Source organism: Kitasatospora sp. NPDC098663, from assembly GCF_044760075.1.
In the GTDB taxonomy this organism is placed as follows: Bacteria; Actinomycetota; Actinomycetes; order Streptomycetales; family Streptomycetaceae; genus Kitasatospora.
Map to the genome: position 1 here is coordinate 1 of NZ_JBIWAP010000024.1, position 12652 is coordinate 12652.

Below are 12652 nucleotides of genomic sequence, written 5' to 3' on the forward strand. Positions count from 1 at the left end.
GGGCGTGTACTCCCGCCCCGCCCATCGCTGTTCTGGTGCCCCCGTTGAGGTTTTCTGGGCGGGGTGTTAATATCGCCGCGGGGGCGCCCTCCACCGGCGGGGGGGGCCGGCCTGCGGCCGGCCGCCACGACGCGGAGCGGTGCAGGTCAGCCGACCATCGCCGCCAGGACGGTGCGCCAGTCCTCGCCAGGCTCGGGGCTCAGCGGGGCGGCGAGGGTCTCGGCGCGGTAGTGCCAGGGGCGCCGGAGTTCGGGATCGGCGTCGGGGCGCAGGTCCAGCGGGCTGCCGGAGTCGAGCAGGCGCACGAGCTCGCCGGTGAAGTCCGCCCAGGAGACGTGCCCGTTGACGGCGTTGACGATCCGGCCGGCCGCCGGGTTGCCGTCCGCGACGCAGGCGGCGAGCGCGCGGGCCAGGGCGGCGGAGTGCACCCAGGCGGCGCCGTACCAGGTGGAGCGGTCGCCGGGGGCGGGGGCGGGCAGGGCGATCGGTCGGCCGGCCAGGGCGGCCTGGTAGAGGTCGCCGGTGGAGCCCCAGCGGAGCTGGTCGCGCAGGCGCTGGTGCGGGCCCCAGACGATCGGGGCGCGGACCACGGTGGCCGGGCCCCGGCCGCCGGCGGCCGCCTCGAACAGGATGCGCTCGCAGTCCAGCTTGGCCTGTCCGTAGGGGCTGACCGGTTCGCCGGTCGGGCCGCCTTCGGGGATGTCGGTGCCGGACGGGCGGCCGTAGGCGTCGATGCTGCTGACGAAGACGAACGGGCCGCCGCGCCAGCCCTCGACCAGGGCGCGCATCGCGGCGAGGTCGACGGCGTGCTCGGTGAAGGTGCAGGCGGAGTGGATGACGGCGTCGACGCCCTCGACCGCGCGGCGCAGGCTGTCGAGGTCGGCGAGGTCGCCCTCGGCCAGTTCGGCGCCGTGCAGGGCGGGCAGGTGGGCGGACTCGGGCCGGACCAGGGCCCGGACCGGGCGGCCCTGGGCCATCAGTTCCTGGAGGACGGCCGCGCCGACACCGCCGGTGGCGCCGGTGAGCAGCACGGTGCCCGCGCGGGTGCGGGCGCCCGGGCGGGAGCCGGTGCGGGCGGGGGCGGCGCGGCGCTCGTCCTCGCGGGTGGCGAGCAGGGCGGCGAGGGCGCGCGGGGTGCGCTGTTCCAGCACGTCCAGGCCGGTGAGCGGCAGGCCGGTGCGGGTGCGCAGGCGTTCGGCGAGTTGGACGGCGATCAGGGAGTGGCCGCCGAGGGCGAAGAAGTCGCCGTCGGCGGGCGGGGTGGTGCCGAGCAGTTCGCCGAAGGCCGTCCGGACGGTGTCGAGCGGGCCGGACCGCTCGGGGGCGGTCGGGGCCGCGCCGGGCAGCCGGCCGCGGTCCGGGGTCCCGTCGGCGTGCCGGGGCAGCCGGTCCAGCAGGGTGACGGCGGCCGGCAGCTGGGCGGGGGCGAGGTGGCGGCGCAGGGCGGCGCGCAGTTCGACGCCGGTCGGGGCGACCGGGCCGCGCACCACGGCGTAGGCGAGCGGCGGGCCGTCGGCGGTCTCGACGACGGCCGCCTCGACCACCCGGGGGTCGGCCGACAGTGCGGCGAGGGCCGGGTGCTGGGCGGTGGCCAGGCGGGTGCCGGGGAGCGCGGAGAGGGGCTGGTCGGGGTCGGCGGCGACGGCGGCGAGCAGGTCCGCGAAGGCGGTGAGCAGGTGCTCGGCGGTGGTCTCGTCGAGGGCGTCCCGGTCGTGCTGGACCAGGCAGCGCGGCTGCGGGCCGTCCTCGACCAGCAGGGCGAGGCCGAACTTGGCCAGGCCCAGGTCGAGTTCGACGTCCTCGGCGGTGAGGCCGGGCAGCGTGAGCGGCTCGGCGGGGTGGACGAGGTCGCAGCTGACGGAGAGCAGCGGGGTGCCGTCGGCGCCGCGGGCCGCCGCGCCGAGCCGCTCGACGATCAGGTCGAACGGGATCTCGTGGTGCTGCTGCGCGTCGAGCAGCGCGGTCCGGGTCCGTCCGAGCACCTCGGTGAAGGTGGGGTCGCCGGCCAGGTCGGCGCGGACCGCGAGGGTGTTGACGCCGAGGCCGACGGTGCGGCGCAGTTCGGGCCGCAGGCGCTGGCCGCTGGCGCAGCCGAGGGTGAGGTCGGCCTGGTCGGCGGCGGTGCGCAGGGTGGCGAAGGCGGCGGCCAGGACGACGGCGAACAGGGTGGCGCCGTGCCGGGCCCCGAGCCGGCGCAGGCCCTCCACGGTGGCGGGGGCGAGCGGGGCGGTGTGCAGGGTGGCCCGGCGCTCGCGCGCCCCGGGCGGGGTGGGTCGCAGCAGCGGCAGCGGGCGGGCGCCGGCCAGGTGCCGGGCGCGGGCGTCGGCGGCGCTGGTGAGTTCGGCGTCGCGGGTGCGCTCCTCGCGGGCGTACTCGGCGTACGACGGTCCGGGCGGCGGGAGTTGGGGCGCCACGCCGTCGCGGGCGGCGGCGTAGAGGGCGGCCAGGTCGGCGGCGAGGACGGGCAGCGAGCCGCCGTCGACGGCGATGTGGTGGATGTTCAGGAGCAGGGTGTGGTCCTGCGGGCCGTGCTTCAGCAGCAGGGCGCGCAGGACCGGACCGGTGGCGAGGTCGAAGGGGCGGGCGGCCTCGGCGGCGAGCAGGGCGGGGGCGTTGTTCCCGGCGCCGTTCTCCCAGGTGGCGTCCACCGTGCGCAGCGGCACCGGGGTGACCGGGTCGGTCTGCTGGTGGGGCTGGTCGCCCTGGCGGCCGTAGCGGGTGCGCAGGACGGCGTGGCGCTCGGTGAGGCCGGTGAGGGCGGTCGCGAGGGCGTCGGGGTCGAGCGGTCCGCGCAGGCGGGTGGCGAGCGGGACGTTGTAGAGGGCGCCGCCCTGGCCGAGGTGGTCCATCAGCCACATCCGCTGCTGGGCGTGCGAGAGCGGGGCGGGGCCGGTCGGGCCGTCGCCCTGTCCGGCCGGCGCGCTCTGCGGGGCCGCCGGGCGCCCGCCCGCGGCGGGGCGGTTGCGGCGGGCGCGGCGCAGCAGGTCGGCCTGGTCGGCGGTCTGGTCGACGGCCGGGTGCTCGGCGGTCATCGGGTGGCTCCTTGCGGGGTGTCGTCGTGCGCGGCGCGCAGGGCTCGTTCGAGCAGGTCGGCCTGGCCGGCGACGGTGGGGTGGCCGAGGAAGTCGGCGAGCGAGAGTTCGACGCCGAGGTCCTCGCGGAGGTCGTCGACGACCCACATGGCGAGCAGCGAGTGGCCGCCCTCGGCGAGGAAGTCGGCGGCCGGGTCGGTGATCGGGCGTTCCAGGGCGCGGGTCCAGGCGGCGGCGACGGCCTGCTGGATCGGGGTGAGGGCGGCGGCGGTGCCCGGACCGTCGGCGGCCGTCTCGTCGGCGGCGGCGAGGGCGCGGCGGTCGATCTTGCCGGTGCTGGTCAGCGGCAGGGCGGCGAGTACGGTCCAGGCGGTGGGCACCAGGTGGGCGGGCAGCCGGTCGGAGAGCCGGGCGCGGAGGGTCTCGACGGCCGGTCGGCTGCCGTCGGCGAGGACCAGGCAGGCGGCGAGAGCGGCGTCGGTCCGGCCGGGCCGGCGGACCACGACGGCCGCTTCGGCGACCTCGGGGAACTGCAGCAGCGCGTGCTCGACCTCGCCGGGTTCGATCCGGAAGCCGCGGACCTTCACCTGATCGTCGGTGCGGCCGTGGAACTCCAGTGCGCCGTCGTGGCGTTCGCGGACGAGGTCGCCGCTGCGGTAGGCGCGGCCGGTGCCGGGCAGGTCGCGGAAGCGCTCGGCGGTCAGTTCCGGCCGGTCCAGGTAGCCCTGGGCGAGCCGGCCGCCGGCGATCCACAGTTCGCCGACGGTGCCGGGCGGCACCGGTGCGAGTTCCTGGTCGAGGACGAGGGTGCGGGCGCCGCCGAAGGGCCGGCCGATCGGGACCGGGCCGGTGGTGCAGTCGGCCGGGGTGATCCGGTGCAGGGTGGTGAAGGTGGTGGCCTCGGTCGGCCCGTAGACGTTGAAGAGTTCGAGCCAGGGGAAGGCGCGCAGCACCGCCCCCGCGTACTCGGGCGACAGGGCCTCGCCGCCGACGGCCAGGGTGCGCAGCACGCCGAAGATCCGGGACTGCCGGGCCGCCAGGTGGTGGAACAGGGCGGTGGTGATGAACACGGTGGTGACGCCGAACCGCTCGATGTCGCGGACGAGTTCCTCGGCGGTGGGCCGGTCGGCCGGCGAGACGGCGACGGCGGCGCCGCGCGCCAGCGGGGCCCACAGTTCGAAGGTGGAGGCGTCGAAGCTGATCGTGGAGTGGAACAGGACCCGGTCGCGGGGGCCGAGCGTGAACGCGTCCTGGGCGGTGACCAGGTCGGCGACGGCGCTGTGCGGGACGATGACGCCCTTGGGCCGGCCGGTGGAGCCCGAGGTGTAGAAGAGCAGGGCGGTCGCGGCCGGGTCGGCGGCGTCGGGTGCGGCCGCGGCGACGGCGTCGGGGCCGTGCCCGGCCGGGGCGGTGGGCTCGGCCAGGACGAGGGTCGAGGTCAGCGCGAGGGTCTGCTCCTCGGCGAGTTCGGCCTCGGCGAGGAGCGTCTTGTCGCCGAGGACGAGCCGGACTCCGGCGTCCCCGGTCATCTCGGCGATGCGCTGGCGCGGGTAGGCCGGGTCGAGCGGGACGACGTGGGCGCCGGTCCGCCAGATCGCGAGCTGGGCGACGACCAGGCGGGTGGAGCGGGCGCAGAGCAGGCCGACCGCGCTGCCGGGGCCGATCCCCCGGGCGGTCAGGGTCGCGGCCAGCCGGGCCGAGGAGTCGAGCAGCTGGCGGTACGTCAGGACGGTGGAGCCGTCGGTCACGGCGAGGGCGTCGGGGCGCTCCTGGGCGTGCCGGGCGATCAGGTCCGGGAGGGTCGCGGTGGGCATGGTGGTTCCCTTCCGGGCGCCCCGGCCGCGAACGGCCGGGGCGCCCTGCGCAGGTCGTACGGGCGGGCGGGCGGTCAGACGGCGGCGGCGGTCGGCTGCCGCTCCGCCACCAGCCGGGCGACGGCCCGCAGGTCGGGCTGGCGCAGCACCAGGGGCGCGCGCAGCCGCACCCCGCACTCCTCCTCCAGGGCCTCCAGCAGCCGTGCGGCGGCGAGCGAGTTGCCGCCCGAGGCGAGGAAGTTGTCGCCGGGCCCGAGGTCGGCGCGGCCGAGCAGGTCGCGGCACAGGCGCAGCACGGTGCGCTCGGTGGGCGTGGCGCCCTCCTCCGCCGCGACCGGCTCGTCCGCGGCCGGGGCGAGGAGCAGGGCGGCGCGGTCGACCTTGCCGTTGGCGTCCAGCGGGAAGGTGTCGACCAGGCGGACGGCCGCCGGGACGGCCTGCTCGGGCAGCCACGGGCGGACCGCCGCCAGCAGCTCGTCGGCGCCGGCGGCCGAGGATCCCTCGGCGGTCTGGACGAAGGCGAGCAGCCGGACGCCGCCGGTCGGCGCCGGGGCCGCGGCCACCACGGCCCGGTGCACCCGCGGGTCGCGCTCGAACGCGGCCTCGACCTCGGCGGGTTCGACCCGGACGCCGCTGACCTTGACCTGGTCATCGAGCCGGCCGTGGAACTCCAGCACGCCGTCGGCGCGCATCACCACCCGGTCGCCGCTGCGGTAGACCCGGTCGATGCCGTCCACGCCGGGCGGCACGCCGACGAAGCGCCGGGCGGTCAGCTCGGGGTCGAGGTAGCCGGCGGCCAGGCCCCGGCCGCCGATGCGCAGTTCGCCGGCCTGGCCGCGCGGCACCGGCCGGCCCTCCTCGTCGGTGACCAGGACGACGGCGCCCGGGACGGGCAGCCCGATCGGCGGCGCGCCGGCGCCGTGGTCGAGGCCGGGCGCCATGGTGTGCACGGTGGTGGTGACGGTGGCCTCGGCGGGACCGTAGGCGTTGTGGACGGTCGCGGTGACGTCCGGGCCGGGGGCGCGGCGCAGCCGGTCGCCGCCGATGGTGAGGTGGCGCAGTGCCAGCCCGTCGGGCCACGCGCGCGCCAGGATCGGTTCGGCGAGCGGGGTGGGCAGGATGCTGACGGTGACGCCGGCCTCGCGCCACCAGTCGGTGAGCGCGCCCGGGTCCCAGCGGACGGCCTCGGGGGCGAGGGTGAGCGCGGCGCCGGAGGTGAGGGTGGCCCACAGCTCCAGGACGTGCGGGTCGAAGGACACGCCGATCAGCAGGCTGTGCCGCTCGCCGGGGCCGAGGCCGGTCAGCTCGCGGTACCAGTGGAGCAGCGCGCCGAGGGCGGGTTCGCCGACGGCGACGGCCTTGGGGGTGCCGGTCGAGCCGGAGGTGAGTACCGCGTAGTGGGTGCCGGCGGGCACGTGGACCTGCTCGCCGGGAACGAACGCGGCGACCACGTCGCCGGTCGGGTCCAGGTCGAGCGCCAACTGCTCGCCGCTCTGGGGAAGTCGGGCCGGGTCGCCGACCAGGCAGGCGGGCCGCAGCTGCTCGGCGACGGCCTGGAGCCGGCGCTCGCCGGGGCGCGGGCCGAGCGGCAGGTGGACGGCGCCGAGCTTGGCGGTGGCGAGGGTGACGGCGGCCAGGGCGGCGGAGTGGCCGAGGCAGACGCCGACCAGGTCGCCGGGGCGGATCCGGTCGCGCAGTGCCGCGGCCACCGTGTCGGCGAGGCGGTCGAGTTCGGCGTAGCTGTAGGTGCGGGCGCCGTCGATCAGGGCGGGCGCGTCCGGGGTCCGGTGCACCCAGGTGGCGAACAGGTCGAGGACCGCGCCGTCCTGGTGCGGGCGGCCGTATTCGATGCTCAGGGTTTCCATCATCGTCTCCAGGTGGTTCAGGCCGTCGACAGGCTGTTGACAGGCCGTTGACGGACCGTCAGTTCAGGCCCATGGAGCGGGCGATGATCACCTTCTGGACCTCGGAGGTCCCCTCGATGATCGTGGTCATCCGCACGTAGCGGTACAGGAACTCCAGCGGGTGGCCGCGCACCCAGCCGGTGGCGCCGTGCACCTGGAGCGAGCGGTCCACCGCGCGCACGGCGGTCTCGGAGGCGGTGAGCTTGGCGAGCGCCGCGTTCTCCGGCGCCTCGGTGCCGTCGTCGACCAGCCGGGCGCAGGCGAGGGTGAGCAGCTTGGAGCACTCCACCTCGGCCCGGGTGGCCACCAGGTGTTCCTGGACGTGCTGGTACTCGCCGATCACCTTGCCGAAGGCGCGCCGCTCGCGGGCGTACTCGACGCCCATGCGCAGCGCGTACTCGGCGATGCCGTTGCACATCGCGGCGACGACCAGGCGGCCCCGGGAGAGGCTGTCCATGGCGAGGGCGGTGGCCGCGCCGACGCCCTCCTCGCCGCCGATCACGGCGTCGGTGGAGACGGTGACCTGGTCGAGCAGCAGCTCGAACAGCGGTTCGCCGGACATGCCCTCGTAGCGCTGGCCGATCCGCAGGCCGGGCTGGTCGATCGGGAGGACGAAGGCGGTGGCGCCGGCGGTGGGCCCGGCTCCCTCGCCGAGGTCGGTGGCGGTGACGACGAGCACCAGGCCGGCCCGGTCGGCGTTGCTGACGAAGGTCTTGCGGCCGTTCAGCACCCAGCCGTCGGCGGTGCGCACGGCGGTGGTGGTGAGCCGGAACGCGTCGGAGCCGGCGTGCGGCTCGGTGAGGGCGAGGCAGCGGGTCTGCTCGCCGCGCACCAGCGGCACGAGGTGCTGCTCGATCTGCTCGGGGGTGCCGTGCCGCAGCAGCGGGCTGGGGCCGTCGGAGCCGGCCAGGGCGTACGGCGCGAGCGGGCAGCCGCTGCGCCCGGCGGCGTGGTGCAGCAGGACGACGGCGGTGAACGGCATGTCGGCGCCGCCGAGTTCCTCGGGGTAGTCGCCGGCGTAGAAGCCGAGGGCGGCGGAGCGCTTGCGGACGTAGGCGCGCAGTTCGGCGGGCACCTCGTCGGCGGTCTCGGGCAGTTCGGCGGCCAGCGGGACGAGCTCGCGGCGGACGAAGCTCTCGAAGGCGTCGACGAGTTCGCGGTGGGCGTCTTCGAGGACGGCGGAGGGGGCGCTCATGCGCGGTCTGCCTTTCCGGGGTGCTGGCCGGTGAGGGCGCTGGCCTGGTCGGCCAGGACGGCGTGGCGGAACAGGGTGCGCAGCGGCGGGCGGCTGCCGAGGTGCGGCTCCAGCCAGGCGGCGAGCTGGGCGGCGAGCAGCGAGTGGCCGCCGACCTCGAAGAAGTGGGAGTCGGCGGTGAAGCGGTCGTGGCCGAGCACCTCGCGCCAGGCGGCGGCGATCAGTTCCTGGCCGGGGTCGGCGAAGGCGCTCTCGGCGGCCGGGGCGGCCTCCTGGGCGGGGGCCTCGTCGGCGAGCCGGGCGAGGGCGGCGCGGTCGGGCTTGCCGCCGGGCAGGGTGGGCATCGTCTCGACGGCCGTCCAGGTGGCCGGGACGAGCCCGCCGGGCAGCCGCTGGGCGAGCGCCGCGTGCAGGGCGGCCTGGTCGGGGCGGTCGGCGCCCTCCAGGAAGCCGATCAGGCGCGGACCGGCCTGCGGGTCGGTGTGCAGCACCACCGCGCAGGAGCGGCCGCCGAGTTCGGCGGAGGCCGCGGCCTCGATCTCCTCCAGTTCGATCCGGTGTCCGCGCAGCTTGACCTGGTTGTCGGCGCGGCCGAGGAAGCTCAGCCGGCCGCGCAGGTCGCGGTAGCCGCGGTCGCCGGTGCGGTAGACGCGCTCGCCGCCGAGGGCGGGCACGGTGACGAAGCGGGCCGCGGTCGGCTCCGGCAGGCCGAGGTAGCCATCGGCCAACAGGGCTCCGCTGACGGCGAGTTCGCCGACGCAGCCGGCCGGGAGCGGGCGCAGCGCCTCGTCCAGGACGTGCACGCGCACGCCGTCCAGTTCGGCGCCGAGCGGGATCTCGCCGTCCTCGGCCACGTCGGCGGCGGTGACCTCGTACACGGTGGAGGTGACGGTGGCCTCGGTGACGCCGTAGGCGTTCAGCACGGTGGTGGCCTCGATCAGGCCGGTCAGCGCGCGGGCGGGCAGGCGCTCGCCGCCGAGGACGAGCAGCCGGGGCGCCCAGCGGCCGTCGCGCAGCGCCTCGCGCAGGTCCTCGCGGACGGCGAGCAGGTAGCTGGTCGGCAGGTTGGCGACGGTGACGCCGCGGGCGGCGAGCACGGCGACGAGCTCGGGCCCGGTGGGCACCTCGCGCTGCGGCACGACCAGGGCGGCGCCGGCGGCGAGCGCGGGCAGCACCTCCTCCAGCGCCACGTCGAAGGACGGGCGGGCGAACAGCAGCACCCGGTCGGCGGGGGTCAGTTCGTACCGGGCGGCGATCGCGGCGACGTACCCGGCGAGCGCGTCGCGGCCGACCAGGACGGGCTTGGGCACGCCGGTGGAGCCGGAGGTGTGGATCAGGTAGGCGGCGCCGTCCACCACTGCGGCGGGCTCGGCCTTGGGGAAGGCCGGACCGTCCAGCAGCGCGGGGGTGACGCCTTCGGCGGGCAGGGCGAGCGCGCTCTGCCGGGTGGCCAGCACCAGGGCCGGGGCCAGCCGGTCCAGCAGCAGGCCGAGCCGGGCCGCCGGGTCCTCGGCGGACAGCGGCGCGTACACGGCGCCGTACCGCAGGCAGGCGAGCAGGGCGACGACGCTGTCCACGCCGCGCGGCAGCACGGCGGCGACCGGCTGGCCGGGGGTGACGCCGGCGGCGCGCAGGCGTTCGGCCAGCTGGGTGACGCGGCGGTCGAGCTCGCCGTAGCTGAGGCGCTCGGTGCCGGCGATCATCGCGATGGCCGTGGGGTCGTGGGCGGCGGCCGGGTCGAGACCGGCCCGGGCGACGGCGGTGGCGGGTTCGGCGGCCGGGGCCGGGTCGAGCGCGGCCAGCGTGGCCTCGGGCCGGTCGAGGTAGCAGCGCAGCAGCTGGAGCAGGCGGTCGGCCAGCAGGGTGGCCTCGGCCTCGCCGAACAGGTCGGCGTCGTAGTCCCAGACCAGGGTCATCCCGGCGCCGCCGTGCTTCTCGCCGACCACCCGACGGTCGTCGGGCAGCAGCACCAGGTCGAGGTCGAAGCGGGTGGTGCCGGTGTTGAAGCCCTCGTAGAGCGAGACTTCGAGACCGGGCGCCTGGACGTCCGGCAGCGCGGCGTCGTGCGCGCTGAACATCACGTTGAACAGCGGGTTGTCGGCGCCGCCGGTGTGCAGGCCGAGTCGGCGGGTCAGCTCCTGGACGGGCAGGTCCTGGTAGGGCAGGGCGCGCAGCAGGACGTCGGTCACCTCGTCGACGGCCTCGGTGCCGGGGGCGGCCGGGTCCAGCCGCAGGTGCAGCGGCACGGTGTTCACGAACATGCCGACGGTGCCCTCGAAGCCCTCCGGGCGGTTGCCGACGGCGGTGCCGACGACGAGTTCGCGGTGCCCGGAGTGCCGGCGCAGCAGTTCGGCGAAGAGCGTGAGCAGGGTGCTGAACGGGGTGTGCCCGTCCTCCTTGCTGCGGGTGCGCAGCCGCTCGGCGAGGTCGGCGCCGATCGCCTGGCGCATCTGGCCGCCGCGGTGGCGGCGCACCGCGCCGGGGTTGGCCAGCCCGGGCAGGGTGACCTCGCGCGGGGCGTCGGCCAGCTCCCGCAGCCAGAAGGCGAGCGCGCGCTCGCGGGCGTCCGGGTCGACGGCCGTGCGGGCGTGCTGCTCGTACGAGGGCGCCTCCGGCAGCTGGTAGGGCTCGCCGAGGACGTGGGCGCGGTAGACGGTGAACAGGTCGCGCAGCAGGATCGCGAAGGAGTGGCCGTCGTGGACGAGGTGGTGCTCGACGTGGATCAGCCGGTGGTGGTCCGTGCCGAGGCGCACCAGGTGCCAGCGCAGCACCGGCGCCTTCTCGGTGTCCACCGGCTCCTCGGCCTCGGCGGCCAGCAGCTCGCGGAAGGTGGCCTCCGGGTCGGCCTCGGCGGCGAAGTCGCTGCGGCGCAGCGTCGGTTCGCAGTGCTCGGCGACCCGCTGGCCGGGCAGGCCCTCCGGGCGGGCGACCAGTTCCAGGCGCAGGCCCGGGTGGTGTGCGAGGACGGCGGCGAGTCCGGCGTGCAGCGCGTCCTCGTCGAGGGTGCCCCAGAGGTCGAGCACGGCGGTGAAGTTGTACGCACGACTGCCGGGCAGCATCTGCTCGTGCAGCCAGACGATCTCCTGCGAGGAGGAGAGCGCAAACATCGGTGACTCCCTTGTGTGGTGGGCGTGTTGGCCCTGCGGTGGCGGGGCGGGCGTGGATGGCCCGGCCCTGGTTCCGAGCGCGCCGGGGTGGTGGCGCGGCCCGGCGGTCGGTGGTGGGGGCTCGGTGGCGGCTTCGGTCCGGGGCGGGTCAGGCGTCCGGGGCGGGCGTCCTGATGCGGACGTCCGGTGCAGGTCCGGTACGGCTTCGGGTCGGGTGCGGATCAGGCGTCCGGAGCGGGCGTGCGGATCAGGCGTCCGACGCGGGGTCAGGCCGGGGCGGGTCAGGCCGTCCGCAGGTGGCGGCGCAGCGTGGCGAGCAGGTCGTCGAAGGCGGCGGTGGCGGCGTCCTCGGGGAACCGTTCGCGGTCCCAGGCGAGGCGCACCAGCAGGTCGTCGCCGTGCGAGGCGGCGACCGCGAACGGCGCGGCGAGCGGGCGCCCGGCCAGGTGGACCTCCCGACCGGGCACGCCGCCGAACACCAGCGGCGGGCGGCGGTGCAGGTCCTCCAGGGTGAGCATGCCGTCCAGGGCTCCCGTCCACGGGGCGCCGGCGGTGCGGGCGGCCCGGACCACCTCGTCGAACGGGGTGTCGGCGTGGTCGAGGTCGTCCCACCAGGCGTCGGCGAGGTCCTCCAGGTCGGCGGCCGCGCCGGGTGCGGCGGGGTGCACCAGGGTGTTGAGGAAGCAGCCGAGCGCGGCGGGCGCGCCGGGCGGGCGGCCGCCCCACGGGTAGCCGAGGGCGAGCTGCCCGTCGGTCCGGTGCAGCCGGTGGGCGGCGGCCGCGGTGGCGTCCAGCAGGGCGGGGAAGATGGCGGTGCGGGCAGCCCCCTCGGCGGCGGGCAGCCGGTGGCTGAGCATGCCGGTGGAGCCGGCCGCTCCCCCGCCCGTCCCGGTGACGCCGCCGAGCCGGCGGCCCCAGTGGGCCTGTGCGGCGGGGCCGCCGGCGGCGTCCTCGGCGGCCAGTTGCCGTTCGACGGCCTCCCGGTAGGCCGCCAGGGCGTCCTGGTCGGGGGCGGCGACGGCCTCCTGGGCGTGGTCGTCCCGGGCGTAGGCGTCGGTGAGGTCGGCGGTCAGGATGCCGAGCGACTGCTCGTCACAGGCCGCGTGGTCCACCGCGAGGGCGAGCAGTTCCTCCTCGCCGTCCGGCTCCCGGGCCACCAGCAGGCGCAGCGCGGGCCCGTCGGCGGGCCAGTCCAGCAGGGCCTCGCGCAGGGCGGAGCGGGCGGTGCCGCCGGGCGGGACGGCGATCCGGGCGGCTTCGGCCGAGGGGGCGCCGACCCGCAGGACGGGCGTGCCGCGCACCGTCCCGAAGCCGCCGCACAGCGCCGGGTGCCGGGCGGCGGTGGCGGCGGCGGCGCGGGCCAGCCGGGGCAGGTCGAGGGTGCCGCCCGGGTAGGCGTGGAACAGCGGGACGACCTCGGGCCGGCCCTGCGGCGCGAGCCTGCGGGTGATCAGGAAGCGCCGCTGGGCGCCGGTGAGCGGGAGCAGGTCCATCGGGGAGTCGGCGGCGGCGGAACGGTACCGGGCGAGGTAGGCGGCGGTGATGCTGGCGTGCACGGAACGGTCTCCGGTTTCCGGTCTCGGTTCGGTTCGGACGTCAG

Annotated in this window: 6 protein-coding genes; all 6 read right to left on the reverse strand. The window is 77.2% G+C overall.

The genetic code is table 11. The features are described from left to right. Window positions 1-146: 146 nt before the first annotated feature. Window positions 147-3032 (reverse strand): condensation domain-containing protein, encoded by a 2886-nt coding sequence (locus ACIQVZ_RS24810; RefSeq protein WP_402452868.1) that lies wholly within the window; start codon window positions 3030-3032, stop codon window positions 147-149. Then, on the reverse strand, window positions 3029-4846 hold the full coding sequence (locus ACIQVZ_RS24815; RefSeq protein WP_402452870.1) for an amino acid adenylation domain-containing protein: 1818 nt from the start codon (window positions 4844-4846) through the stop codon (window positions 3029-3031). Before ACIQVZ_RS24815 ends, ACIQVZ_RS24810 begins: the two co-directional genes overlap by 4 nt. Before the next feature lie 74 nt (window positions 4847-4920). Beyond that, on the reverse strand, window positions 4921-6714 hold the full coding sequence (locus ACIQVZ_RS24820; RefSeq protein WP_402452872.1) for an amino acid adenylation domain-containing protein: 1794 nt from the start codon (window positions 6712-6714) through the stop codon (window positions 4921-4923). Between the two features lie 55 nt (window positions 6715-6769). Further along, a complete protein-coding gene (locus tag ACIQVZ_RS24825) occupies window positions 6770-7945 on the reverse strand; it encodes an acyl-CoA dehydrogenase family protein (RefSeq protein WP_350882822.1) in 1176 nt (391 codons plus the stop codon). Beyond that, window positions 7942-11052, reverse strand: a complete 3111-nt coding sequence (locus tag ACIQVZ_RS24830) for an amino acid adenylation domain-containing protein (RefSeq protein WP_402452874.1) — start codon at window positions 11050-11052, stop codon at window positions 7942-7944. Before ACIQVZ_RS24830 ends, ACIQVZ_RS24825 begins: the two co-directional genes overlap by 4 nt. A gap of 281 nt (window positions 11053-11333) precedes the next feature. Beyond that, window positions 11334-12608: a non-ribosomal peptide synthetase gene (locus ACIQVZ_RS24835; protein ID WP_402452876.1), complete on the reverse strand. Its 1275-nt coding sequence runs from the start codon at window positions 12606-12608 to the stop codon at window positions 11334-11336. Window positions 12609-12652 lie beyond the last annotated feature (44 nt).